The following is a 25,188-nucleotide window of genomic DNA, read 5'->3' as shown; positions in this document are numbered from 1 at the left end:
GTTTCCCGAATCTCATCCGTTCTAATCATCGTGATGGCATTTAATGCTGCTTAGCGACGATCACCATTGAAACAAAAACAGTACTAATCAGCATGGCAGCTAACACACTCAGCACCGTTACTGCACTGACATCCACAATGTTGAATTGAAGAAGAGAAAGAAACACCATGATATACCCAAGCAAAGCAAAATAGGAATAAAACATCCCTTTCTCTCGAATCATGCGACTTCGCTCATCTTTCGCCTTAAATTGCGGCTGAAGGTAACTTAAGCAAAAACCCATGATGGACATTGATATCAGCATATAACTAGCTGGAATCGGTTCATTACCAGTACCAATCCCAACGCTCAGTAGTAATAAAGCATTTAAAGCAAAAAAGACGCCAAAAACAAGATACCCTTTATTAATAGCCACACCTACTCCCCCTCTGAATCCAAATAAAAAAGTTCCTCTACAATCGTTCCAAATAATCTTGCCATTTCGAGCGCAAGCGGTAAGGATGGATTGTATTTCCCCTTTTCGATTGAAATAATCGTTTGCCTTGAAACACCCAGTTTTTCCGCCAGACGATCCTGAGAATAACCTTTTTCTGTTCTTTTTTCACGGAGACTATTTTTCACCGAAACATCCTCCTTGTTTCCTCTCTTCCATTCTAAAGTAAAGCAACCTTTACGTAAAGGTTGCTTTACAGTAAATTCATTCGCGATTACTTTAATCGCCATATAGATTCACAACCACAAAAAGCCCCCATCCGAGATGAAGGGCTGTTTTGATTAAGCATCCAAAAATTGAATTCTTTTTAATAAATATAGCGCTGATGCTAACAAAAGAAAACCGGATAAAGCAAATACGAATGGCACACTAACGGCTTCGGCAAGAAACCCATATAGCAGAGAACCAAGGCCAAATGTAATCGAGATCAGAGCACTTTGCGCACTAAACACTTCAGGTAGCGACTCCCTCGGGCATTTCTTTTGAATGATCGTCACCATAATAATTGATTTTACTTGTTCCACCAGCCCTGAAACCACGCTTAACAGGAGTGCGATCACAGGCACGCTTGTTAGTCCAAATAGAAACGTGAGGATACTAATTGCAAAGCACGTATTTAGAAGCGTCTCCTTCATATACCGCTCAAACCAATGCGTATATTTTGAAACCACTATCCCTCCAGCAATCAAACCGATAAAAAAGCTCGCGTTTAAATACCCCCACCACGCTTCTGATTTCATCAGCACTTCTTCAACAAAAATATAAAGAATCGCAGCAATCCAGACGACATTTGCTATGGATTCAATAAAGATCATTATATGAAAAATCCTTAAATTGGGATGCTTCCATATCAGTTTCCAACCGCTCATTAAAGGAATTTTCGTTTGGCGGTCTTGTTGCTCTCCCGCCACTATCAATGACATAAGAAGCGTGGAAATGACGTACGTGCCAAAAGTAAGCCAGACAACGAAAGGTCCTGACGTAGCCGCCACAATAATACCGGCGATCGCCCAACCGCCAAATTGAATGGATTGATCGACAACGGCGACGAAACTATTTGCTTTGGCAAGCTCTTCTTCATGCACGAGTTGAGGAAGCATCGCATTTCGAGCAGGCGCAGCCCATCCATCCAAAAAAGCAATTAGGAAAGCAAAAGGTAAAATGAACAATACGGATGGAGTGAAAAGCCCTAAAGATATGCCAAGCAATCCTAATAGTACCGTTTTCATGCTCTGCGATCCAACGAGCAATCCTTTTAACGAATAATGATTTAATACAAGCGGCGCACACATTCCGCTCAAAAAACGAGCCACTGTGATCGTGAATGGTAACAGTGACAAAGAAAGTGCTGAACCCGTTGCCTGGTAAAGAACAGCAATCAGCGCCACGATATATAGAACGTCTCCCGAGTTGGCAAATCCCTGCCCGATCCACAGAAAACGAAAAGAACGTAATCTCATCATAACTACCCCTTTTTAAATTTGTTCTTGCATAAAGGAAGGGTAGTCAGGTTTACATCGGCACAATCACTCCTATTCATCACAGTCTTGAAATCATCATGGAAATAGGTAAAAGGGTAAGCTAGCACAATCGTGGGCGTTATGATGAGAGTATTAGTTACTAAAAGTATCGATTTTCATTGTATCACACTCTAAATTTATTGTTTTCAATTTTCTAAATTAATTAATTGTTTTTATAAAGCGTTTCAGGCAAACTTAAAGGTGTACCCTCACTTTGTTTAGGGAATGCAGTAGGTATAAGTTCACAGATTCATTTAAAGTTTTCGTAAATAAAACTGTCCTAAGTTGAATGCAATCTTGATGAATGCTATCGTAAATACTTGATAAAGCAAGGATTTCACAACTAAATCGACCATTTGATGGAGGTAGAATCTATGAGAATTATTGTAGCTGGTGGAGATGGTTTCTGTGGGTGGCCGACGGCACTTTACTTATCAAAACAGGGCCATGAGGTAACAATCATTGATAACATGGTTCGCCGGAAGTGGGATGACGAACTACGTTCAAATTCGCTTACCCCTATTTTACCGCTAGAAGAGCGCGTACAAAAATGGGAAGAAAAAACAGGGAAAAAGATCGCCGTATACGATTGTGATCTGATGCACTATGACTTCTTAAAAGAGATTTTCAAACAAGTGCAGCCTGAAGCTTTTGTTCATTTTGCTGAACAACGCTCGGCCCCTTATTCGATGATTGACCGTGAACATGCTGTATTTACACAAACCAACAACGTTGTTGGTAATTTAAATGTTCTCTATGCAATTAAAGAAGTCACACCTGATTGTCACCTAATTAAATTGGGAACAATGGGTGAATATGGACAGCCTAACATAGATATTGAAGAAGGATACATAAAAATCGAACACAAAGGACGCGAAGATGTCCTTCCATTCCCGAAACAACCAGGGTCGTTCTATCATTTATCAAAAGTACATGATAGCCATAACATTCAGTTTGCCTGCAAAATTTGGGGCATTCGTGCTACAGACTTGAATCAGGGTATAGTTTATGGCCTTCATACGGATGAAGATGAGCATGACGAAGGCCTAATTAACCGTCTTGATTATGACGGAGTATTTGGTACAGCGCTCAATCGCTTCATCATCCAGGCGGCAATTGGTCATAACTTAACTGTGTATGGTTCTGGAAAACAAACGCGCGCCTTCTTAAACATCAAAGATACCATTCGCTGTGTCGAAATTGCAGCTGAAAATCCAGCTGATAAAGGCGAATTTCGCGTCTTCAACCAGTTTACAGAGGAATTTTCTGTTCTTGAACTTGCAGAGAAAGTTCAGCGCGTCGCAGAAGCAAAAGGACTCAAAGTAAGTATTGATCACCTTGAAAACCCTCGTGTGGAGAAAGAGGAGCATTATTACCACGCCGTCAACACAAGCTTAATTGACCTTGGACTTGAGCCATCTCTCTTAACGGATGAGCACATTTCGAGAACACTTGATACAGCACTTAAATACAAAGATCGCGTCCTGAAAGAAAACGTTCTTCCGAATATTACCTGGAAGTAAGAGGATGCAAACTACTAATTGAGGTGTTCTTATGAAAATATCCATCGTGACCGAAACCTTCCTTCCTTCAACAGACGGTGTTGTGACTAGACTTCGTGCATCGATCGATTATTTAATTGATCAAGGACACGAAATCCAGGTCATTGCACCTGATTTAGGAGTGCGTAGCTATCGGAATATTCGCTTTGATGGAGTTCAACCTCGTACATTCTTTCTTTATAAGCATCGGAAATTCGGCATGCCGACTCGTACGATCAAACATTTCCTCGAAGACTTTGATCCTGATCTCGTCCATGTCGTAAATCCAGCTTTTATGGGCTATTCCGGGATTAAGTATGGTAAGAAGCTCGGCGTTCCTCTCATCGCCTCTTATCATACACACGTGCCGAAATACGCTGACTACTATCATATGTCCTGGTCGGAACCTCTTCTCTGGTGGCATTTCAGAAGAATGCACAACAAGGCGGATATTAATCTATGTACATCACAAGCCATATTAGAAGAGTTAAATGAACAAAATTTCTATAATATGCACCTATGGAAACGCGGTGTTGACACGGAACGGTTCAACCCTGAACTGCGTGACAATCATATGCGACGTCGCTTATCAAATGACCATCCGGATAAAACGCTTCTACTTTTTGTTGGCAGACTCGCATTTGAAAAAGAAATCGATTCGCTTGTTCCAATGCTTGAACAAAAGCCAGATGCTCATCTTGCGATTGTTGGCGATGGTCCCTATCGAAGTGAACTTGAAAAAAACTTTGGTCATTTAGAAAACGTGACGTTCACTGGTTTTCTACACGGTGAAGAGCTAGCAAAGGCTTACGCTTCTGCAGACGCCTTTATGTTTCCATCCACAACGGAAACGCTAGGTCTTGTCATTCTTGAAGCGATGGCAAGCGGTCTTCCCGTCATTGCTGCCGAATCAGGTCCGACAAATGAACAGGTAGAAGATGGCTCAACTGGTCTACTCTATCGTTCTGGAAGTAACAGTAATCTCACTGAAGTAATCAATCGTCTGCAAGAAGTTGGACTTCTCGAAAAAATGTCGAAAGAGGCTTACGAACATTCGAAAGATTATGGGTGGCGGGGGCCAGCACAACAGCTGCTAGATTTTTATGAGTCAGCTATTGAACAAAAGCAAGAGAAGCAGCAACAAGCGATTCAATAGAAATGATAGAAGGTTGAGTATATGAAGCAGTGGCGAATTGGCAGGGGTTCAAAACAGGTGATGAGCTTTAGTGCGATCGGTGTGATGAATGCACTAGTCGACATTGGTGCTTTAAATCTCCTTATGCTGTTCTTTCCAACAGATGATCGAATCCAGCTTATTATGTACAACACAATTTCATACGTGCTAGCGATCATTAACAGCTATTTCTGGAATGCAAAGCTGACGTTCCCTTCCAAAGCGATTCATGATCGTAAACAAGTGCTTCTGTTTATCATACAAGCTGTGATCGCGCTGGGTATTAGTAACCTGGTCTTTTATGGTGCGCTACTCATTTTTGAATGGACCTCATTCCCTCGCTATATTGAACGTAATATTTCAAAGGGACTCGCCATGTTGCTCTCATCTGCTTCAAGCTTCTTTATGATGAAGCATCTTGTATTTCCACGCAGAAGTCCGAAACAAGAAAAGGACTAATACACAAAAAACCGCAGGATCTCTTCCTGCGGTTTCTTCTATTCGACATTTTCTTCCTTATGTTCAATCTTTCCAAGGACAATAGCTGCTCCTAATCCAAGCAAAAGTGTTGCAATGCTTGCAATAGCAAGACCCAGATCAGCTTCAAAACCGGGATAAAGCACAACCACTGATCCAATGACCAGACCGATCATAACGGCATAGGTTGAAACCGTATACTTTGACAGTAAATGAGCAATAACTTTTCCTGTTAGGCTTAGTCCAATAATAATTCCTGCCCCTACTGTTAACAGCAAAGGAATTTGAAAAGAGGAAAGACCATGGATAACCGTTTGATATGATCCCAACAGTAATAGAACAAAAGAGCCGCTAACTCCAGGGAGAATCATGGCTGTACTAGCTAACCACCCTGAAAAGAACAGAATGATATAATCAACCAGATCTAATGACTTCATAACTTCTCCTCCCCCGTCTCCCTTTAGAAACAGGGTGGAAGCGATTAAGAGCCCCGCTACTAACAACAGGCCATAATGGACAGGCTCGAATGTTTTCTTATAGTCCACTTTTCGTAGAAGAAAAGGAACTACCCCAATAATAAGCCCAATAAAGAAAAAGAACGTAGGCTGTGGAAAATGCTCAAGCAACATCTCCATGAGTTGACTAACGAGCAGTAAGGCAAGTCCAATGCCTATTAATAGAGGAAGAAAAAAGCCAATTTCTTTTTTCCAATGCTTGCTCATTAATCCATTAATCCCACTAATTAACCTTCTATAAATGCCTAGTACCATCGCAATTGTTCCACCACTAACACCAGGAATTAAATCACTGACACCCATTAATAAGCCTCGATAAATATTTCGCCACACAAACATGTTCACGTTTCTCCTTCTACATTCTGCCTAATACCTACATACCCATAACTCAGCTTTTGTTAACCGCACATTTTTATCAGATTGCCCGGTAAATAAAGCTTAATTATTCTTCTACTATGCCACATCCTCTTCCTATCATGTTAAATCAATTTTGTGACATTTCTTAATGAGAGCCTGGAAGTTGAAATTAGAGATCGCTTTGAAGTAAAGTGATAGAAGTGATTTCCGATTGATGAACTGGAGGAATTTGATGAGTGATCGAAATAAAGGAATTATCCTATTATTACTATCATCTTTTGGTTTTGCGATGATGGCTGCATTTGTAAAGCTATCTGGTGACGTTCCGACGATTCAAAAAACCATGTTTCGAAATGCCGTCTCTGCCGTCATTTCATTTGGATTTGTGATGTATTACAAAGAAAGGTTATTTGGTAAAAAAGAGAATCAGAAATTTTTGCTGTTGCGCTCCGCTCTTGGAACGCTAGGAATTATCTTCTATTTCTACGCAATCGACAATCTCGTTTTATCTGATGCCGACATGCTCAACAAGCTGAGCCCATTCTTACTAATTATTTTCTCGGCTCTTTTCTTGAAAGAAAAAGCGAGACGTTTTCAAATCGTTGCAATTGTCATTGCGTTTATTGGAACGCTGTTAATTATTAAGCCGCAGTTTTCAGTCGAAACGATTCCATATATCTCTGGACTACTTTCTGCGATCTTTGCGGCAGGCGCTTATACGGTCTTAAGAGTGCTTGGACAGCGCGAAAAATTCTATACCGTTGTCTTTTATTTCTCATTCTTCTCAACCGTTGTACTGCTGCCTTTCGTCATTATGTTCTATGAACCCATGGAAACGAAGCAACTGATTTATCTTTTACTAGCAGGCGTGTTTGCCACGCTTGGTCAATTCGGCCTTACAGTGGCTTATAAGTTTGCGCCAGCTCGAGAAATATCAATCTTTTTCTACTCAACGGTTGTTTATTCGGCTTTAATTAGCATCGTGTTATTCGGACAAATCCCTGATGCCTGGAGTATTATTGGCTACATCATTATTTTCTCTGCTTCATTTTATATGTTTTTACGTAATAATCATGAAGCGAAAAAGGTTGAGAAAAGACATCCCCAACCTTCTCAATAATGCTTATTGAAAAAGAACGCTAAACTCCTAACTGAGTTTAGCGCTCTTTTTTTTGCCCACATGATCTAATTCAGTTGTGACTAAGCATTCGCTGACTTTGTTCTCCACGAGCGGGGACCTCGTATAAGATTGCATGCAATGATTCTCATAAACAAATTGGTGCTCTTGGTAATAGTTCCCTCGCAGTAATTCAGGCAAATACTTCTTTAGATTTCCAACTACTCCTTGATTATCTTCATCAAGAATCCAGTCAATGGGTTTCCAATCGAGAATGCCTTCTATCGTATCTAATGGAGTAGAAAGAACGTGTCTTTCTGGAAAATCCGCAATAAAAATGTACATACCAGATTTCCCTCGCTCACTATTAAAAAGCATTTCCTGCATAAGTAACATGATCTAACTCTATCCCCGTCTCTTCAAACGTTTCTCTAATGACACACTCAGATGGCGATTCATTCTTTTCAAGCTTCCCACCTACACCGTTCCACAATCCCATTGTTGGCGCTTTACGTCTATTTAATAGAAGAAGGTCTTGATTTTTTTTGATAAAGCAGATCGTATATTGAAGCAAAAAATTACCCACCTTTTTAGAGCTTTCATGTATCTATTACGTTGTTACTTATCGCGATCATACTTGCTTATTCAATTCTCTCAAGCGAATGGTCCCTTAGTTGCTCTTTCGCAATCACTTCTGCACTGTCTTTACTACCAATCAAGGATAGTCCCGTTGAAACGGGAGTCCAAAATTCTTGGCCAAACTCTCTCATCCAATAATGTACAGCGGTTGAATAAATCCCATCATTTCTTTTAATGACTTGAACCCTATACTCCTTACTTGGAGAGTAAATACATTTCACAATTTCCGCCATATTCAACCCCACCCTGATGATTAGACAATCTAATCCATTCCCTACCTTACCACAAATTTCATATTCCATGGATAAAACAGACAATTTATTGTTACAATGGTCAAGTCGTCTTATGCTGATAATAGAATGACATACAACAAACAATTGATGATGCTCTGTCACTCAGGAGGAAAACAGCTATGCCAACAATCAACCAAGTCATTGAAAGCTATAGTGAGGTGGAAAAACTTGCAGATGCGCCACTTACCATTTTATCAGAGGTATTATGAACCATCGTGGGACTGATCTTTATTGTGCATCTAATCCGTAATCGTAAATGCTTATCAACACAAAAATTTTTATTTAGAGGAGCTTTTCTTCTCATCATTCTTTCTATCATAGGGTATCTAACCTATACCTTATACAGCTACGACTATTCAATAGATGAGGAATCATGGAAAGAAAATACGCTTGCCCCTTACCTTCAGTCGTTAAATGAACATCACGAACAAGTTGACGATTTCTCTCAACTTCTGACAGAGCCTGATAAGGGCATTGAATCCATTTATGTAAAAGACATAACGCCGATATGGGTCGAGTTGGTCACTTCGATTGATGCGGATAAAAAGGGAAAAGTTGTGGAAGTAACGATTGAAAAAGAACCGATTCAAGAGCCTTATTTAACGTATAAAACGATTGAAAAAACCATTTCTGAGCAATATTCCAATCAATTTTATTATGAAACGACTCTTCACATTCCAGAAGAGTATATGATTCTAACAGACTAACTTACTGAAAAGCACATGAGCCATGATGGACATGTGCTTTTTATCGTCTTTCTGTCCATAACTTGAGCAACAAGATAGTTTCACTTTTTACGATACGTAACCCAATCTCCACTTAGAATTTCTTTAAACCGCTCTTCTGGGGTTCTCATCACATACGTAATCGCCTCATATCTTCCTTGAGCATGAGTAATCTTCATCAACACTCGATCATACAAATTATGATCTCTTCCTTCTTGATATCCTTCAAGTCGATCGATTCTTTCTAGTAATTGATCATCCACTTCATAGACTTCCCCGTAAACCTTCCCGCTGTCATTTTGTATCAAAGCAGGATACCCATCTCCTGTGTCATACAGTTTTCCTTTCGTCCAACAGCTGCTTTCTTTTAAGACTGCTCTACTTAATAGGTGATGATTACTTTCCTCAGAACGAAGCGTGCCATAACAAAAAACAAGATTCATGTGTAACTCTCCTTTTTATCCATATCGATCAACCAAACTAAAACGATGAAAAGCCCGCCTATAAGCGGGCTTCCCATTCACTCGTATTAAAAGATTCGCTTCAATGCCTTTTTGAGCGGAGGCATATCAATTTCCTGGTCTTCAAATGCTTTTTTCAGCATGTATTTCGAATAGCTTGCTGCTTGTTCATAGGTGATTTTACCAGGAAGTGGTGGTTGCTCTTCAATCACAACATCGACAATAACTGGCTTTGTTGATTTTGCAGCTCGTTCAAAAGCAGGCAATAATTCTTCATACTTCTCAACACGATACCCTTCTCCACCGGCCGTTTCCGCAAATGCGGCAAAGTTAAAGTCTTTTAATTCAGTTTCATAATCGATATTACCAATTTCCTGCTGCTCGTATTTAATCATACCTAGACGCTCATTATTTAAGACAACAACAATCATCGGCAGCTTATACTTTACAGCAGTTAAGAAGTCTTGCATGACCATTGTAAAGCCACCGTCTCCGCAAATCGCTACCGCTTGACGATCTGGATGAGCTATCTTTCCAGCAATCGCTCCTGGAAGCCCGCATCCCATCGTCGCCATCCATGAGGAAATGATAAACTTTTGATTCGTTACGCGTAAATGCCTTGCTGACCATACCGTCACGTTCCCAACATCGATAGAAAGAACGGCGTCATCCTCAAGTACTTTTTGTAGCTGTGGCATAATTTGCTGTGGCTTAATTGGCGTTGACTGCTCGCTTTCAATTTTTTCAAGATGAGTCCACCAGTTTTTCATATTGTCCTGACACTTCTCAATAAAATCACGGTCTTCCTGGTAGGTTGTATGCTGTGTTAAATAAGATAACGTCCATTTCGCATCCCCAATTAACCCGATTGTAACAGGATACCGCTTTCCGATTTGAGTTGGATCTATATCAATTTGAATAGCTTTCGCTTTATCTGGGAGATAATCACGATATGGGAATGACGTTCCCACCATAATAAGCAAATCGGTTTCTTCCATCGCTTCATATGCAGGTTTCGTACCGATTTGTCCAAGCTGCCCAAGATTATAAGGATGAACATCAGGGATAGCGCCTTTACCAGGCAAACTTAAAATGACAGGAGCGCCTGCCTTTTCTGCAAAACCTAACAGTTCTTCCCTTGCATGCTTCGAACCTTTCCCAGCTAATATGACCGGTCGCTTGGCTTCATTTAACAAAGCAACAGCTTCATTTAAATTGGAGTCATGCGGGTGAACGACAGCTTTCGAACGTATAAGAGACGAATTCTCTACTTTTTGTTTCACCTTTTCTGCAGCAAGGTCATCTGGAATCGTAAGAATCGCGACGCCTTTTTTCTCAACTGCGGTTCGGATCGCTTGATGCGTAAGATCTGGTAGTGATGCTGCCGTCTCAACTCTTCGATTAAATACTGACACATCATCAAACATGCGCTCGAGGTTAATTTCTTGGAATTGATCGGTTCCAAGCTGGTCGCTTGCTACTTGACCCGCTATAACAAGAACTGGAGCACCATCAGCCTTTGCATCATATAGGCCATTCATCAAGTGAACAGCTCCGGGTCCTGCAATCGAAAGACAGACGCCAATTTTTCCAGTAATCTTTGCATACGACGCTGCAGCAAGGGCACCTACCTCTTCATGACGCACCTGTATGAACTTCATACGATCTTGAGCATTTCGCAAGTTCTCTACAAAATGGTTAATTGAGTCTCCTGGTAAACCATATACATGGTCTACACCCCATTCAGAAAGTGTATTTAATAATATCTCACCAGCATTTTTATCAAACATCATGACTCCTCCTTCGTTTCCTTATCCATAATGGGAAAGTACCCCTCTATAGGAACAGTGAAACGTGTGAGAAAAAGAATGAAGCAGTCCATTGGACTGCTTCATCCTGATTAAGTTCTAGGACCACCGGCTACATAAAGAACCTGTCCACTAACAAAAGACGATTTTTCATCTGCAAAAAAGAGCGCAGCATTCGCAATATCTTCAGGCTTACCCGTTCTCGCTACTGGAATCTGCTTTTTATTGTACTCAATAAACTGATCAAATTCCACACCAAGACGCTCAGCCGTGGCTCTGGTCATATCACTTTCAATAAATCCTGGAGCAATCGCATTGGCTGTAATCCCATACTTACCGAGCTCTAGCGAAAGCGTTTTGGTTAATCCCTGAATGCCTGCCTTTGCAGCTGCATAATTTGTTTGGCCTCGATTGCCTAAAGCGGATGTTGACGAAAGACTAATAATACGCCCATACCCTTGTTCCACCATATACTTTTGTGCTGCTCTTGCAGCATAAAAACTCCCGGTGAGGTGAACTTGCATGACCGTCATCCAATCCTCATCCGTCATTTTAAATAAGAGATTATCTCGGATGACCCCTGCATTGTTTACGAGAATATCGATAGCTCCAAAAGCCTCCGCTGCTTCTTTCATGCTTGATTCAACCTGTTCTCGATTTGTAACATCAACAATACCTGTCATAACCGAATAACCTTCCTCTTTCAGTTCCTTGCGTTTTGTGGACAGCGCTTCTTCATTTACATCGGCGAGATAAACGTTTGCCCCTTCACGTGCAAATGTTTTTGCGATACTTGCTCCAATTCCTCTGCTCCCGCCTGTTATGTATGCCACTCTACCTTCCAATCGTTTCATCCATTTTCACTCCTGTAAGCGATTTCTTTTAGCTAATTAGACTATAATAATATTACAATTTTCTGTCAACTGTTTCCATCTTGTTTAAAACAGTGATAATAAGTGAAAAGAATAGAAGAATGAATTATTTATATTGGAGGCTATTGCGATGAAACATCTCGTTTTTTATGATGCTGAATGTCCATTTTGTTTTTATGTGAAAAAATCACTTCGTAAATTAGACTGGTTTAATAAGATTGAATGGATACCGGTTCAGGAAGTTGAAAAACATCCAGAAGACTATCCGTATATGCAATTCCGTCATAAACGGATGTATGATGAGATTCATATGTTAACATCATCCGGAAACCTTCATGCCGGATTTTATAGTGTAAGACGCCTGTTAATGGCGCTTCCTGTTACAGCACCGCTTTCCCTACTACTTTATTTACCTTTTATCGATAAGCTTGGCTCACCTTTCTACATCTGGTTTTCAAAAAACCGCTATGAATGGTTCGGCCGCTATCCAGAGCCACGTTTTGAATAATCTTTCTGATTGCTCGTTCTACCATTTGTTGAAAGGATGTAAGGTATATGGAAGAAAAATGGCTTACTTGGGCTAAGCAAATTCAATCCATCGCTCAAGCTGGGTTAACTTATACGCAGGACCACTATGATTATGAACGCTACCTTGAGCTTCGACAGCTAAGTGCTGAAATGATGGAAACATATACTGAATACGATATGAAAACCATTCAGCAGCTTTTCACAAATGAGACGGGCTATCAAACGCCTAAAGTAGACGTGCGAGCGGTCGTTTTTCATGAAGAGAAATTGCTGTTTGTTAAGGAGAAAGCAGATGGGAAGTGGTCTCTTCCTGGCGGATGGGGCGACGTTGGCTTCACTCCTGGAGAAGTCGCGGTGAAAGAAGTTCAAGAAGAGTCAGGCTATGTAGTAGAAGCTAGACGGCTACTGGCTGTCCTTGATCATAAGCAACACCCTTATCCCCCATCACCTTATCATATTTATAAGGTGATGATTGCGTGTGAGCTGATCGGCGGAAGCCCAGCTGAAAGCATTGAAACAAGTGATAGCGGTTTTTTTGCTCAACATGAACTCCCCCCTTTATCAACTGGGCGAATTACTGAATCGCAAATTGACATGCTTTTTGCGTTACATAAAACCCCATCGCTTGCTCCTGTTTTCGATTAAGATAACGGTAGTCGTCTTAAAAGGCTCCATTCATCCTGAACGGGGCCTTTTAAAATTTCCTGAAGCTTTAAATTAAACCAACTTATCTAAACAAGAGTCTAGCCACGTTTTCGCCATTAGTTGATTGCCCGCCTCCGTCATATGCACACCATCTGTTGTTAACGTTCCTTGCCCTTTTTGGAGTTTTTCTATAAAAACAGTATGAGTTGGTACCAATATTGCATCATATGTCACAGCTAACTGACGAACAATTTCTACATAAGGTAAAAGCTTTTGATTTCCGATTGAATCGATTCTTTCTTCAATAATGGTTGGCTCCATTAAGATGCACTTTGCCCCTAACGCTCTAACCTTCTCGACTAGTTCTTCATATATTCTATTGAACTCATGTGGCATGACCTGATCCATTTCAGGGTGATCAAGCTGTCTCCATACATCGTTGATACCAATTGAAATGGATACAACATTAGGCTGAACTGACAAGACATCTCGGTTCCACCTCTTTTCAAGGTCTGTAATCCGATCACCGCTCACGCCTTTATTGATGATCTCAACATCATATTTTTTTAGCATTTCATCCCGGATCATTCTCACATACCCGTGACCAAGTCCTTCTGAGTCTTGATCTCTGCCTGAATCTGTAATGCTATCGCCTACGAACAACCACTTTTGTTTCATTCTATGAGCCCTCCAAGTTATCAGTCGTAACCGTCCATTGGCTATGGATTTCACCATTTCGCTCATTTAGCCACTTACTCGCATAGTTATTGATTTCTCTTACATCAATCTCCTCGACCTGGATATTAATTGATTTGATACAATCTCGTTGATTTGACTTCATATAGATTGCGTCATGCTCTTCATTCATAAACCGAACATACGATTGATAATTTTTCCAAAAGCCAATAATCATCGCAACATTTTCATCTGACCAGCCTCCAAATTGAGCTACAAATCCCTTACAATCACACAAGTCACTCCATCGTTCTTGTCCATTCAAAAACGTTTCTTTCATCTCTTCCTTTACGTGACAGACCACTTTTTTAATCAACATCTCATTCAGCCTCTTGTATCGCATTGGGATGTCTGAAGCAGTCAATGGTATGATCATTCACGATCCCAACCGCTTGCATGAAACTATATAGAATAACGGGACCTACAAACGTAAAACCGCGTTTCTTTAAATCTTTACTGATTTTCTTACTAAGTTCGCTTTCTGCTGGCACCTCTTCAATACTTTTCCAATTATTTAGGACTGGAGTGTTTTCTGTGAATGCCCATATGTACGATGAAAAGCTTCCAAACTCCTCTTGAACCTTGAGAAACGCTTTCGCATTCTTTACCGTTCCACGCACTTTCAGTTTGTTGCGTATGATCCCTTTATTCAAGAGCAGTTCTTGTATTTTATCCTCACCATAAGCGGCTACTTTCTGTACATTAAATTGATCAAATGCCTCGCGATAGTTCTCTCTTCTTTTCAAAATCGTAATCCAACTTAATCCTGCCTGGGCACCTTCAAGAATTAACATTTCAAAAAGTTTCTGATCATCACGAACAGGCACCCCCCATTCCTGATCATGATACGCTTTGTAAATCTCTTCTTCACTAACCCATGCGCACCGGTTTACCATCATTCCACCTCCAAATTTAATGACATTCTTCGTCTTGTATACTATTTCCTTCGAAAGCCATACTAAGTGGCGAAAACAAAGGAGATGAGCGCTGTGGCCAAAGTACTATATATTACCGTAAACCCCAAACCAGTAAAAGAATCATTTAGTTTAAGTATAGGGGAAGTTTTCCTTGAAGCCTACCAAGAAAAAAATCCGAATGATGATGTTTTAAAGCTAGATCTCTATAACATTGAGCTCCCTTATATTGATACGGACGTTTTTAACGGTTGGGGCAAGCTCCAGCAAGGAAATGGTTTCGATCAGCTATCTGGCGACGAACAGTTAAAAGTGAGTAAAATAAACGATCTTACGGATCAATTTATTGATGCAGATAAATATGTCTTTGTGACGCCATTCTGGAATTTTAGCTTTCCGCCTAAATTAAAAGCCTATATTGATACCGTAGCCATCGCTGGAAAAACGTTTAAGTATACCTCTGAAGGACCAGTCGGCTTATTAACCGATAAGAAGGCCCTGCACATTCAAGCTCGCGGGGGTATCTATTCCGAAGGTCCAGCAAAAGAGATGGAATTTGGAGATCGGTATTTACATGCCGTCCTTGGATTCCTTGGTATCCCGTCTGTGGAATCTGTGATTGCAGAAGGAATGGCGCAAATGCCTGAGAAGGCAGAAGAAATTAAGAAAAAGGCAATGGATGAAGCACGGCATGTTGCCGAACATTTTTAACTAACAAAAAAAAGCGCAAATGCGCTTTTTTTACTCTTTTGTTATCGTATGATCGAGCGGGATCATTAAAGTGTAGTCAAAGGGAAAACTCATTTCTGTCACTACTTCATTGTCTTGAGATTCATCGCTCATCATAAATTCCCCCGGAATGCCTTCAAGCGGAATATGCTTTGTATGATCAAACATATCATCGCCTCCTTCCATTTATAGTATGGATGAAGAACGATTTAATTATGAGCTAATAGCTTTGACATGTAATATTCATCAACAAACTCATCTTTAATGAACAATGAATGACGCTTTAACCCTTCTACTTCAAATCCAGCTTTACGATAAAGCGCTAAGCCTGCTTCATTTCGCGTCACCACATTCAGTTCAAGGCGATGAATGCGATGATCATTCGCCCACTTTTCTAGCTCGGTAAATAAAGCCGAACCAACGCCCTGCCCCTGATCCTCTTTTCGGATTCCAATCACCAGGTATACCGAATGATTGTTTCGCTTCGCTTGTCCACCAATCGCAATTAAGTAACCTATTAATTCACCAGAACGTTCCGCTACAAAAATTCTTGAATGACGGTCTCGTTCCATTTCTTCAATGCGCTTCCGCTGTTCTTCCACCGTTGTCTTTCTTTCGCCACTTTCAAGTAGCATAAACGACGCGTCTTCTTCAACCTCTTTCATTAAGTTCACAATGGCCTCTGCATCATCAGGACTAACTTGTCTAATCTTCATGTCTGGTTCCTCATTTCCTGTAAAATCCATTCATCTTCTAAAGCTTATCATAAGAAAAACGTGTATGAGCACTCATACACGTTTTTGCTTACTGTTCCACCACTTGTCTTGTTTTCTTTTCGAGCTTCCTTACTTCTTTCATGAGCTCTTTATATCCTAATCGTGTTAACTCGAAGTCTTCGTTCACCATTTCATATTCGATTAGAATCGTGCGTTTCGCTTCTGGAATCTCGTTATAAATGAGACGAAGCTCTTCATTTAACTCCACAAAAGAACTTGACTCAACTGAATCGACACCGATTAATTCAGCGACCATTTTCATATCAGGTGTTTCCTTAATGAAAAGCCCCTTTTTATCAATGACAGCTTTCTGGATTTTATCTTTAAAGAGTAACACCTCTTGCACAATGCGGTTACTTTCTGATTCCTTTTGCTGCATTCGATTTCGATACGATTCTTTCTCTATTTCATCGAGATCTGCTTTTGATAACAGTTCTTCAAATAGCATCGTCTTATCACTATTGATCTGTTCAAGCTCACGTTCCTTTTCTGCTTCCTCGATGGATTCTGCCTCCACCTTTGGCTGTTCAAGAGAAAATGAAAGCTGATTAGCCTCATTAGACGAAGGAACAGGCTGTTCTGCTTTTTCACCTTTTAGGACTCGATCAAAATCATGAACTTTTTTTATCAAATATAACGATACACCAACACTAAGACATGTGATGAATAATCTGAACATAAACGGAGAGAAAGCGACAAGATATAATAATAAGATAAATCCAATAATGGAAAGAACGGTTAAAGCTTTTTCCTTCCCCGTTTTTGCTTGCATTGGCTGATCCAATGTTGCTAGAAATTTCTTCATGGATGTTAACATCCTTACCTTTCACCTCTCTAATCAATTGTCATTCTTTCATAAGAACGAACTTTACCCGGAGTGCTTACATTCCGGGTTCTATATTTATTCGAAACAAACCTTTTTTATACGGCGGTAAGGTCTAACTTACCCTAACTGAAAATAAACTAACAAGCAAGTGAATCGTTTGTCCATGAAAGGAGTTTTGAGCTATGGCAGCATTTATTTATCAATGCTTAGACTGGCTTCTTCAACTTGGCTATCTTGGAATAGCACTAGCTCTCATGATTGAAATTATTCCAAGCGAGCTTGTGCTTGCATATGGTGGGTATATGGTATCGGAAGGAACCATTCAGTTTATCGGTGCCATTATAGCAGGAACGGTTGGTGGTACACTCGCACAGCTTTTTTTATACTGGCTTGGACGTTATGGTGGTCGGTCTTTCTTAGAACGATACGGTAAATTTCTCTTCATATCCCCTAAACACTTTGCACTTGCCGAAACCTGGTTTGAACGGAATGGGGTCGGTGTCATTTTTACAGCCCGATTTATTCCCGTCGTTCGCCACGCGATCTCAATTCCAGCCGGTATTGCGAAAATGTCGCTTATGCGATTCACGCTTTACACACTCTTAGCCATGATCCCCTGGTCGGCTCTCTTTATTTATATGGGCTTGCAGCTTGGTGAAAATTGGGTACATATTCATTCCGTTGCTAGAACCTATACGCTACCAATCAGCCTTGGTGCAGGGTTCTTTCTCGTAAGCTATTGCTGCCTGCTCTTCTTGAAAAGGCAGCGCTAAACGTTCCCTACCGTTGCTTAACGTAACCGTTTTTGTAAAAAGTATTGGGTGTGCCCTTCTGGATGATTTTCCACTTTCCCGCAAATCTCATACCCTTCTTTTAAATAAAAGCCTGGTGCCTGAAAACTAAAAGAATCAAGTAGAATCAGTCTACACTCTTTTTCTTCTGCTAGGCTTTCCATCTGTTTAAGAAGTTTCCTACCATATCCATGCCCTCTCATTTTCTCATCTACCCAAAGGAAATCAATATGAAGGTGTTTCCAGAACAGTGTTCCAGAGATTCCTCCGATCACTTCTTCCTCTTCAATGACGAAGGCTACCTTTTCAAGAGGGGTTTTTACACTTTCAGATAGCTTTTCCCCATTAAATTCTACCACTTGCTGTCTAATGTATTCTCGTGCTTGATCCATTCTTTTAATCAATTGTATCTCTCCTTATCCGAGCGTCCTTCGCGTTTCCTTTATTGGCGTTTCATTATGCCTCTCATATTCAACCGAAACTTCAAAAGTCCCCTTTTCAAAAAACTTCGGAAGTCTTTCCTGAAACCACTCTTGCATTGGAAGTTTGTGAGCGGCGCTTCTTTTCACCCAATGTAACTCCCCTTCAGGAGGATTCGCATGAGGGGTACCCGAGAACGATCGCGCTAGATAGTTGAACACAATATAGCGATACTTTTCATCTTGTATGATAAATTCGTCAATCCCTTTAAAAATGAAATCGGCTGGTTGAACAATGAAACCCGTTTCTTCTAGGAGTTCTCTCGCCGCACCTTCTGCGAAACTTTCTGACAGCTCAATTTTGCCACCTGGCCCTATGTAGCCGGGGAAACCCGCTTCAGACGGACGATTTAATAAGAGAATTTCATCCGTTTCTTCATTATGTAAGATCACCATGGATAGTAACGTCGCATGAATTTTCGTCATTTTTTCCTCCTCAACGGCTATAACATTTTTCCATGATGACAGTATATACCATTCTCGGATGAGAACCTATCATCCTTTTATGAATTTTTTTTTAAAAAGCGGGTAACATCATTAGAAGAAGGCTGGAATAAGGCTGTGAAGTATGAAGCGAGGTGGACTAAATAAAAAAAGCGCAGAAGCACCCGGGGCAAGAATGTTCTGCGTTATAATCGGTTATTCTTCTTCGAGAATAGTTCGATACTGACTAAATAATTCAGAAGGCTTAATCGCATTTTCTTCCTTACTGGAGAGTGCCGTATACGGTGTTTCCACACGCGACCACTCAACCTCTTCTTCAATTCGTTTAATCAAGAGGTCGTATCCATCACCATCTGAAGAACTTGTCACGTGTCGGTACTCCCCGTTTTGCAACGCAACATCAATCGCTTCACGGAGCTGTAGCAACCCCTCACGATTCGCTAACAAAAATGCGGGGGAATGCCATAGTTCCTGGCCATAGAGTTGCATATAGGGGAATTTCTCACATTTTCCTTTCTCATTCACTATACGGTTTTCCATTTGGATAAGACTGTGAACATTCTTAGTTTTTTCTAGGTAAATCTCCATTCCAGTTATTCCTTCAATGACAGAATCTAGCGCAATAACAAATAAGGAATAGAGTTCACTTGCCTGAACAAACATAACTTCATGATTAGCAAAATAGTATGCTGTAAGGGCCAAGTCTCCATTTCGAAACGTGCTCTTGTACGTATATTCTGTCAGTCTCGTACGCTCTACTTGAACAATATTGTGTTGCTCAAGCACCTTTTGAAAAGTGTTACTAAAATACAGCCTCTCTGAGAGAACAACTGCATTGTAAAGCTCTTTTTCTGACAAGTGTATCCCTCCTTAAATGAGTATCAACTATAACGGACTAGGAAAAGGATGCTCCATGTCAATTTTGAACATGCAGAATAGTGAAAAATGTTACTTCTATCATAGGCTATTTCGCTAATGAGGTAAAGAACAAGAACACTTAAGATCTCACAATAAGGAGTGATTCCATGTTAACTCGAACACATTACAAAGAACGCCGCCCTATGGATCAGCGACTAATTAACTGGTCCGTTGAACAGACAAAAGAACAGGATTATCAAGATTCTAATCTTGCAATAGTAGAGTGTACGTGCACCAACAGTGACGGAGATGAATTACAGACAGTTAAAACGCTTGAAATGTCCCCTGAGCATGATTCATGGGAAGAGTGGATGGATGAACTAAAAAAGGACCGATTTGAGATCATTCAGTGTCCAAGCTGCAAGGTGTGGACAATTGATGACAATCAATAAGATAACCTCAGTCAACTGGTAGAACATCAAATAGCCCCTTCCTATTCGGAGAGGGGCTTTTCATCAGTCTTCAGGTATTGATTCGAGCTCAATTGCAATGAAGTCCATTAATCCTTTGATCATCGTTTCAGAGAAGTCAAAGTGAATACCAGCTGCTTCATAAACTTCAGCTAACGAAACCGAGCTTCCTAGTGATAAGGCACGGTTATAATTTTCAAGTGCTTGTTCAGGGTTTTCACGATACTGGCGATACATCTGAATAGCGCCAAGTTGCGCAATCACGTATTCAATATAATAAAACGGCACTTCAAAAATATGAAGAATGAGCTGCCAATTATTTTGAATCCATTCTTCTTGCCCTGTCCAATCCACGAAAGAAGAATCATACGTACGGGAAAGCTCCATATACTTCTCACTTCGTTCCTTGCTCGTATGGTTAGGGTTTTCATACATCCAGTGTTGGAACTGATCCACCACGATCCCATTTGGAAGAAAGAGAATGATTCCTTCAAGCTGCTCTCTCTTAGCTCGGAGTAGTTCTTTTTCATCCTTATACATGAGATTCCAATAGTCCATCGTAAGAAGTTCCATTGTCATACTCGCAAGCTCAGCTGACTCCATCGGCGTATCTTGATAGGCGGACAGCATCTGATTACGTTTAAAATCATTATGAATACAGTGACCCATTTCGTGAAGAAGGGTAATAAAATCATCTTGTGACTTTGTGCTATTCATGAAAATAAAGGAAAGCTCTGAAACCGGCAAATACTCACAAAAACCGCCCTGTGCCTTTCCTTTGCGACTTTCAAGGTCAAGTGCCCCCTTCTCATTCATCTCATTTAAAAGGTAAGAAAAGCGTGGAGACAGCTGATCAAAAATATCAGATGTGCCTTTAATTAGCTCTTCGATTTTGTTAAAAGGACGAAGCGGTTGCTTATCTTCTGGAACAGCTCTCGTATCCCATGGCTTATACTCTTTGATTCCAAGCTCCTGCTGATGCTTCTTCTGTAACTTTTCCTTTAAAGGGACAACATGCTTTCGAACCGCTTCTGCAAGTGCTTTACAATCTTCAGGTGTATAATCGAAACGCTCGTATTTCTTAAACATATAATCGCGGTAGTTCGGTAGATTCACGTTTTCAGCTTTTTTCTGACGCAGCTGAATTAGCTCATCCATAATTTCTTGTAACTCTTCTTTCTTCGTTAATAACGTTTGAAAGATTTCTTCCATCGCGCTTTTACGAATTGAACGATCTCCGTCCTGCATTAGAAGGAACATTTCGCTAAGCGTTTTCTCTTGTCCGTTCCAAGGAAACGAAAGAGACCCTGTATGCTCAAAATACCGATTGACAATTCGGTCCTCTTCCACTTCCAAATCAATATTTTCTTCATTGAAAAGCGCCATCGCATTTTCTTTTCGAAGCAGATATTGCTTGTAATACTCCTGGTTAAGCTCCAGTCTATAAGGGGAGCTCTGAAACTTTTTATCAAATTCCCCTTCATAGCGCTTCACCATTGGTTCAATATTTTCTTGATCATGCTCAATGGCTTTCTTCGCTTCTTCGCTATTACTGTGGCATTGGAAATCAATATAGTGCCCAGCCAGACCTTCCGCTACGCCATCCATTAATTCTGATACATTCATTACCCATTTTTCTAGTTCATCAGCCGAATGAATTGGCTGATCAAGAAGAGATTTAAACGCCTCCTCTAATTGAGATGGGTTCTTAAAATCATATTTTTCAACGTAAAACGTACTCATCTTCTTCCCCCTTAAGATGCTTTATGTACCATTCCATAGTTTACCACAGAATTTTCTGACAGCCTATCATTCACGTGAAGTCATAATGAGCACATTTGATAAGTAAAAAGACAAAAAAATGGGCCCCCACCCCGTGGATGGGACCCCTCCTGTGTGGAAATCGAAGCATCCCATCCAAAGACGGGGCTTCATTACTACTTGTACCCTGATCAACGTTATTTCTAACGTAAAAACAACAAATCGCTAATGGGAATTTCATCCTTATATCACTTCAATTTTATCTAGGAGCCACACTTGATCACTCGTACTTATCTGTCCAGGTCGAATCACTCGAGCATACATTCCAAAGACATTCTTGTGTTCTTTCGCAACCTTCTTCAATAATCCTGGCTGTTTCTCTCCGGATTCGGGGTCAACTGTGATAATCATACAACGTTCACAGGGCTTTACGAATTGAATGAGTACTTCTTCACCTATTCTCAAGTATTTTCCTTCCCAGGTTTGTTCGATAAATGGGATTTTCTCCAATAAATTGAGTTTTAGATTTGGCCGAAACCGCCGTTCGTCGGTTTGTTTGCCCCATGATTCCGATAATGCTTGAAGTGAAGCATCCGTTACGACCAAAAGGTGTTCTTCCTCGATCGGTCCAATCGGAACATGCTCAGGATGGTAAACTTTTTTTGTTAATTGCTTGGAAGCTTTTTCTTCGAGGTCTTTTAACCAGGTAACGTCCGACCATTTAAATGTTTCTCCTTCTGGTGTCACAATGGATGGCTCAGGGTACGCGTCTAGTGATTCTGATGTGCGAAATGATGCTTGATAGCACACAAGAGATGGAAACTGTGTAATCGTAAAAAACGATTCTTTCTCATCTAAAATGACATGACTGCGATCACCATACAGCCCGTAATTCATAACCATTGTCTCCGACACCACTTCACCTGTCATTGATTTTACAGGATGACGCATAATTTCACTTATTGTTCCGATATGAATGATCATCCACTCCCCTCTCTCCTTAGTGTAACCAAAGCGAAGAAATCTCATTTTTTCTATAATTCTAGTATAAACAATAAGAGATTTGCATAAAACTAGTAAAAACATAGGAAAAAGGAGAGAGATGAATGGAAATTAAAGAATACTACTCCATTACCCTCTATAACGAAAGACGTCGAGCGATTTTTCATTCGGAAGACGAGTATGATAATTTCGAAGAAGCACAGCGTGAAGGCTACGTCCTTCTTCGTAATCACCCAAAAGCCGATTTGTATTCAGTAGAACGCTTTTTTGCAGTAGAAGACGTCTAAAGTGACCTCTTCTTCTCAAGTAATATCGCAAGTTTATCGTCGAGCTCGGCTATTTTCTCATCACCAGGCAGTAATAAACTAATCTTACTAATAAGGGCAGAAATTTCATTTTCTAAAAGCATCTTTTGTTCTTCACTCTTTTTTGAAGAAGCAGAGAAGCTTTTTTCTTTTGGACGAGCCCGATACTGCGATAAAGAATGCTCCACTCTTTTTACTTTTTGATTTTCAAAAACGAGCAGCTTATCACACATTTTTTCCATGAAGTAAACATCGTGTGACACGATTAACAAACTACCTGTAAACTCTTGAAGAGTATACTCTAGCTGTTCTCGTGAAGGTAAATCTAGATGATTTGTTGGCTCATCAAGGATTAATACATCATATTGATTCATCAACAACCGCGTCAGCTTAAGTTTTGTTCGTTCTCCAAGACTGAGTTGATCGATGGTGGCATTGGTTCGCTCTCGCTCTATTCCCATCGAAGCAAGTAGTGATTTTGCTTGAAAGATCTCTTCTTTCGTTGCGACATCTAAAACCTCAATTGAGGTCTTCTCTTCTGGAAGGTCATGGACATCTTGTGAAAGATAGCCGACTTTGAGCGATGGACTTTTCCACACTTCTCCCTCGCTCAATTGCTCCAATCCTAGCAGAATTCTTAATAAAGTCGTTTTCCCAGACCCGTTTTCCCCAATGACCCCAATTCTTTCTCCGTGCTTCATATAAAAAGAACTATTTTTAAACAACCACCGTTCCTCATAACATTTCCCGGCATTAACTGCTTCCATAACACGCTTGCCACGTGAGTCGTTTGCCCGAAACTGAAAATGCACTTCTTTTCCTTGTTCAGGTTGCTTAAATTGATTTTTCTGTAACTCCTTTTCCAGTCGTTTTCGCTTTGATTTCACTTGACGATCCATCTTCTTTGCTTTCATTCGATAATATTCTTTCGCGCCATCTTGCTTTGTTGAATCACGGTGTGCTTTTTCTGACCAGTTCGTTAATCCAGCAAGCTGGTCTTCTATCCGCTTTATTTCTTTTTGTTGTACGGCATAATGATGCAGCTGATCTTCATATCTTTTTTGCTTTTCGATGCGATAGGCCGAGTAGTTTCCTTGATAATCACTAATTTTTCCAGCTTCTACTTCAAGAATGCGATTAATCGTTTGATCTAGAAAATAACGATCATGAGAGATAACAAGAACCGCACCATGAAAGGAGTGAAGCTCTCGAATCAACCAATTTACACCTTTTTCATCTAAGTGGTTTGTTGGTTCATCGAGAACTAATACATCTGGACTCAGCGACCATATCTTCGTGAGAGCTAGTTTTAACTTTTCACCACCGCTTAAATTCTCGGAATCTACATGAATTGCTCCAACACCTAACTCCTTTTCTCTTTTGAAGTCAATAGAATTGGCATCCAATCGAAGTTCTCCTATCTTCTCCTCCTGATCGATCGACTGCTTGAGATAACCAATTTTCCCTTTAATCGAAATCGTCCCTTGATCTGGCTCAATCTCATTTACGAAAATCCTCGCTAGGGTTGTTTTACCAGCACCATTAGGTCCGACAATACCAATACGCTCTCCCTGATGGATATCGAGATTGACTTGATCAAATAAATGATTTTCTTCAAAGCTTTTTTTTAGTCCTCTGATTGCCATTACATTCATTGGATCTCCCCCATTCTTCGTTCAAATGCTTTGGGGAGAAAAAAACCTCCCCATTTTCTGGAGAGGCTTGTCGTTCCACATTCCCATGTACGCTAAAAAGAACACAACCTAAAGAAGCATGTTCTCTCTAGCTTGGGGGTTAAAAGGGCAGACTAATCCTATTCTCCAGAATCTCAATTTCAATTATTGAAAGTTGTTCTGAATAAATAAGATTAGTTTTTCATCGCTCCTTAACCATTCCCTTCGTCTTTTCGTTGTCATTAGTTTAATGAAAAGAG

General features: G+C 40.4%; 31 protein-coding genes and 1 pseudogene. 11 read left to right on the top strand and 21 right to left on the bottom strand.

Annotated elements, in window-relative coordinates; translation table 11 throughout:
- Positions 1 to 40: 40 nt before the first annotated feature.
- The 3 genes from PQ511_RS19915 to PQ511_RS19905 all read right to left on the bottom strand — a co-directional run bounded on the left by PQ511_RS19915 (position 41) and on the right by PQ511_RS19905 (position 1,953).
- Complete coding sequence (locus PQ511_RS19915) at positions 41 to 415, bottom strand: permease (protein WP_273853759.1); 375 nt, start codon at positions 413 to 415, stop codon at positions 41 to 43.
- Positions 416 to 417: 2 nt separating this feature from the next.
- The gene (locus PQ511_RS19910) at positions 418 to 621 is read right to left on the bottom strand and encodes a helix-turn-helix transcriptional regulator (protein ID WP_273853758.1); all 204 of its coding nucleotides are present in this window, start codon (positions 619 to 621) and stop codon (positions 418 to 420) included.
- A 153-nt stretch (positions 622 to 774) separates the two neighbouring features.
- Entirely contained in the window at positions 775 to 1,953 is a 1,179-nt protein-coding gene (locus PQ511_RS19905; RefSeq protein WP_273853757.1) for an MFS transporter, read from the bottom strand.
- A gap of 434 nt (positions 1,954 to 2,387) precedes the next feature.
- On the opposite strand from PQ511_RS19905, the gene PQ511_RS19900 reads away from it, so the two are divergent.
- From PQ511_RS19900 to PQ511_RS19890, 3 genes are read left to right on the top strand one after another with little or no spacing between them, the layout of a single operon-like run.
- Positions 2,388 to 3,536: an NAD-dependent epimerase/dehydratase family protein gene (locus tag PQ511_RS19900; RefSeq protein WP_273853756.1), complete on the top strand. Its 1,149-nt coding sequence runs from the start codon at positions 2,388 to 2,390 to the stop codon at positions 3,534 to 3,536.
- A 31-nt stretch (positions 3,537 to 3,567) separates the two neighbouring features.
- Positions 3,568 to 4,710, top strand: a complete 1,143-nt coding sequence (locus tag PQ511_RS19895) for a glycosyltransferase family 4 protein (RefSeq protein ID WP_273853755.1) — start codon at positions 3,568 to 3,570, stop codon at positions 4,708 to 4,710.
- Positions 4,711 to 4,731: 21 nt separating this feature from the next.
- Entirely contained in the window at positions 4,732 to 5,187 is a 456-nt protein-coding gene (locus PQ511_RS19890; protein WP_273853754.1) for a GtrA family protein, read from the top strand.
- 38 nt (positions 5,188 to 5,225) lie between these two features.
- Here PQ511_RS19890 and PQ511_RS19885 read toward each other — a convergent pair whose 3' ends face one another.
- On the bottom strand, positions 5,226 to 6,059 hold the full coding sequence (locus tag PQ511_RS19885; protein WP_273853753.1) for a DUF368 domain-containing protein: 834 nt from the start codon (positions 6,057 to 6,059) through the stop codon (positions 5,226 to 5,228).
- A gap of 250 nt (positions 6,060 to 6,309) precedes the next feature.
- On the opposite strand from PQ511_RS19885, the gene PQ511_RS19880 reads away from it, so the two are divergent.
- On the top strand, positions 6,310 to 7,197 hold the full coding sequence (locus tag PQ511_RS19880; RefSeq protein WP_273853752.1) for a DMT family transporter: 888 nt from the start codon (positions 6,310 to 6,312) through the stop codon (positions 7,195 to 7,197).
- 27 nt (positions 7,198 to 7,224) lie between these two features.
- On the opposite strand, the pseudogene PQ511_RS19875 reads toward PQ511_RS19880, so the two are convergent.
- A pseudogene (locus PQ511_RS19875) lies at positions 7,225 to 7,768 on the bottom strand (NUDIX hydrolase).
- A 67-nt stretch (positions 7,769 to 7,835) separates the two neighbouring features.
- Positions 7,836 to 8,066, bottom strand: coding sequence for a hypothetical protein (locus PQ511_RS19870; protein WP_273853751.1), 231 nt, complete (start codon positions 8,064 to 8,066; stop codon positions 7,836 to 7,838).
- A 275-nt stretch (positions 8,067 to 8,341) separates the two neighbouring features.
- Between PQ511_RS19870 and PQ511_RS19865 the strand changes: the two genes are divergently transcribed.
- Positions 8,342 to 8,833: a hypothetical protein gene (locus PQ511_RS19865; protein WP_273853750.1), complete on the top strand. Its 492-nt coding sequence runs from the start codon at positions 8,342 to 8,344 to the stop codon at positions 8,831 to 8,833.
- An 80-nt stretch (positions 8,834 to 8,913) separates the two neighbouring features.
- On the opposite strand, the gene PQ511_RS19860 is transcribed toward PQ511_RS19865, so the two are convergent.
- The 3 genes from PQ511_RS19860 to fabG form a co-directional block, all read right to left on the bottom strand.
- The gene (locus PQ511_RS19860) at positions 8,914 to 9,294 is read right to left on the bottom strand and encodes a gamma-glutamylcyclotransferase family protein (RefSeq protein WP_273853749.1); all 381 of its coding nucleotides are present in this window, start codon (positions 9,292 to 9,294) and stop codon (positions 8,914 to 8,916) included.
- A gap of 86 nt (positions 9,295 to 9,380) precedes the next feature.
- A complete protein-coding gene (locus tag PQ511_RS19855) occupies positions 9,381 to 11,102 on the bottom strand; it encodes a pyruvate oxidase (RefSeq protein ID WP_273853748.1) in 1,722 nt (573 codons plus the stop codon).
- Positions 11,103 to 11,212: 110 nt separating this feature from the next.
- Positions 11,213 to 11,974, bottom strand: a complete 762-nt coding sequence (gene fabG / locus PQ511_RS19850) for a 3-oxoacyl-ACP reductase FabG (protein ID WP_273853747.1) — start codon at positions 11,972 to 11,974, stop codon at positions 11,213 to 11,215.
- Positions 11,975 to 12,122: 148 nt separating this feature from the next.
- Between fabG and PQ511_RS19845 the strand changes: the two genes are divergently transcribed.
- Positions 12,123 to 12,500: a thiol-disulfide oxidoreductase DCC family protein gene (locus tag PQ511_RS19845; RefSeq protein ID WP_273853745.1), complete on the top strand. Its 378-nt coding sequence runs from the start codon at positions 12,123 to 12,125 to the stop codon at positions 12,498 to 12,500.
- A gap of 47 nt (positions 12,501 to 12,547) precedes the next feature.
- The gene (locus PQ511_RS19840) at positions 12,548 to 13,165 is read left to right on the top strand and encodes an NUDIX hydrolase (RefSeq protein WP_273853743.1); all 618 of its coding nucleotides are present in this window, start codon (positions 12,548 to 12,550) and stop codon (positions 13,163 to 13,165) included.
- Positions 13,166 to 13,237: 72 nt separating this feature from the next.
- Here the strand turns inward: PQ511_RS19840 and PQ511_RS19835 are convergent, their stop codons facing one another.
- The 3 genes from PQ511_RS19835 to PQ511_RS19825 are packed head-to-tail and all read right to left on the bottom strand — an operon-like array spanning position 13,238 to position 14,796.
- Positions 13,238 to 13,843 (bottom strand): SGNH/GDSL hydrolase family protein, encoded by a 606-nt coding sequence (locus tag PQ511_RS19835; protein WP_273853740.1) that lies wholly within the window; start codon positions 13,841 to 13,843, stop codon positions 13,238 to 13,240.
- A gap of 1 nt (position 13,844) precedes the next feature.
- Entirely contained in the window at positions 13,845 to 14,219 is a 375-nt protein-coding gene (locus PQ511_RS19830; protein ID WP_273853738.1) for a DUF4937 domain-containing protein, read from the bottom strand.
- Position 14,220: 1 nt separating this feature from the next.
- The gene (locus PQ511_RS19825) at positions 14,221 to 14,796 is read right to left on the bottom strand and encodes a DNA-3-methyladenine glycosylase I (RefSeq protein WP_273853736.1); all 576 of its coding nucleotides are present in this window, start codon (positions 14,794 to 14,796) and stop codon (positions 14,221 to 14,223) included.
- A 93-nt stretch (positions 14,797 to 14,889) separates the two neighbouring features.
- Here PQ511_RS19825 and PQ511_RS19820 point away from each other — a divergent pair, with 93 nt between their 5' ends.
- Positions 14,890 to 15,525, top strand: a complete 636-nt coding sequence (locus PQ511_RS19820) for an FMN-dependent NADH-azoreductase (protein WP_273853734.1) — start codon at positions 14,890 to 14,892, stop codon at positions 15,523 to 15,525.
- Positions 15,526 to 15,555: 30 nt separating this feature from the next.
- Here PQ511_RS19820 and PQ511_RS19815 read toward each other — a convergent pair whose 3' ends face one another.
- The 3 genes from PQ511_RS19815 to PQ511_RS19805 all read right to left on the bottom strand — a co-directional run bounded on the left by PQ511_RS19815 (position 15,556) and on the right by PQ511_RS19805 (position 17,124).
- Complete coding sequence (locus tag PQ511_RS19815; protein WP_273853732.1) at positions 15,556 to 15,711, bottom strand: hypothetical protein; 156 nt, start codon at positions 15,709 to 15,711, stop codon at positions 15,556 to 15,558.
- Positions 15,712 to 15,752: 41 nt separating this feature from the next.
- Positions 15,753 to 16,259, bottom strand: a complete 507-nt coding sequence (locus PQ511_RS19810) for a GNAT family N-acetyltransferase (protein ID WP_273853730.1) — start codon at positions 16,257 to 16,259, stop codon at positions 15,753 to 15,755.
- A gap of 88 nt (positions 16,260 to 16,347) precedes the next feature.
- A complete protein-coding gene (locus PQ511_RS19805; RefSeq protein ID WP_273853728.1) occupies positions 16,348 to 17,124 on the bottom strand; it encodes a hypothetical protein in 777 nt (258 codons plus the stop codon).
- Positions 17,125 to 17,327: 203 nt separating this feature from the next.
- Here PQ511_RS19805 and uptA point away from each other — a divergent pair, with 203 nt between their 5' ends.
- Positions 17,328 to 17,918: an undecaprenyl phosphate transporter UptA gene (gene uptA / locus PQ511_RS19800; RefSeq protein WP_273853726.1), complete on the top strand. Its 591-nt coding sequence runs from the start codon at positions 17,328 to 17,330 to the stop codon at positions 17,916 to 17,918.
- A gap of 17 nt (positions 17,919 to 17,935) precedes the next feature.
- Here the strand turns inward: uptA and PQ511_RS19795 are convergent, their stop codons facing one another.
- The 3 genes from PQ511_RS19795 to PQ511_RS19785 form a co-directional block, all read right to left on the bottom strand.
- The gene (locus PQ511_RS19795; protein WP_273853790.1) at positions 17,936 to 18,328 is read right to left on the bottom strand and encodes a GNAT family N-acetyltransferase; all 393 of its coding nucleotides are present in this window, start codon (positions 18,326 to 18,328) and stop codon (positions 17,936 to 17,938) included.
- A 24-nt stretch (positions 18,329 to 18,352) separates the two neighbouring features.
- Entirely contained in the window at positions 18,353 to 18,841 is a 489-nt protein-coding gene (locus tag PQ511_RS19790; protein ID WP_273853724.1) for an 8-oxo-dGTP diphosphatase, read from the bottom strand.
- A gap of 213 nt (positions 18,842 to 19,054) precedes the next feature.
- Entirely contained in the window at positions 19,055 to 19,717 is a 663-nt protein-coding gene (locus PQ511_RS19785) for a hypothetical protein (protein WP_273853723.1), read from the bottom strand.
- Between the two features lie 167 nt (positions 19,718 to 19,884).
- On the opposite strand from PQ511_RS19785, the gene PQ511_RS19780 reads away from it, so the two are divergent.
- The gene (locus PQ511_RS19780; RefSeq protein WP_273853721.1) at positions 19,885 to 20,169 is read left to right on the top strand and encodes a hypothetical protein; all 285 of its coding nucleotides are present in this window, start codon (positions 19,885 to 19,887) and stop codon (positions 20,167 to 20,169) included.
- A gap of 63 nt (positions 20,170 to 20,232) precedes the next feature.
- Here the strand turns inward: PQ511_RS19780 and PQ511_RS19775 are convergent, their stop codons facing one another.
- Entirely contained in the window at positions 20,233 to 21,930 is a 1,698-nt protein-coding gene (locus PQ511_RS19775) for a M3 family oligoendopeptidase (RefSeq protein WP_273853719.1), read from the bottom strand.
- A 261-nt stretch (positions 21,931 to 22,191) separates the two neighbouring features.
- Positions 22,192 to 22,926: an MOSC domain-containing protein gene (locus PQ511_RS19770; protein ID WP_273853789.1), complete on the bottom strand. Its 735-nt coding sequence runs from the start codon at positions 22,924 to 22,926 to the stop codon at positions 22,192 to 22,194.
- Positions 22,927 to 23,054: 128 nt separating this feature from the next.
- On the opposite strand from PQ511_RS19770, the gene PQ511_RS19765 reads away from it, so the two are divergent.
- The gene (locus PQ511_RS19765) at positions 23,055 to 23,237 is read left to right on the top strand and encodes a hypothetical protein (protein WP_098442379.1); all 183 of its coding nucleotides are present in this window, start codon (positions 23,055 to 23,057) and stop codon (positions 23,235 to 23,237) included.
- On the opposite strand, the gene abc-f is transcribed toward PQ511_RS19765, so the two are convergent.
- Positions 23,234 to 24,910 carry a ribosomal protection-like ABC-F family protein gene (gene abc-f, locus PQ511_RS19760; protein ID WP_273853717.1) on the bottom strand — a complete coding sequence of 559 codons (1,677 nt, stop codon included), beginning with the start codon at positions 24,908 to 24,910 and terminating at the stop codon, positions 23,234 to 23,236. The genes PQ511_RS19765 and abc-f overlap by 4 nt on opposite strands.
- Between the last annotated feature and the right edge of the window lie 278 nt (positions 24,911 to 25,188).

It is taken from the genome of Guptibacillus spartinae (genome assembly GCF_028610625.1).
In the GTDB taxonomy this organism is placed as follows: Bacteria; Bacillota; Bacilli; order Bacillales; family Guptibacillaceae; genus Guptibacillus; species Guptibacillus spartinae.
Note: the sequence above shows the minus strand (reverse complement) of the source record. Positions and strands in the feature narration are given on the sequence as shown.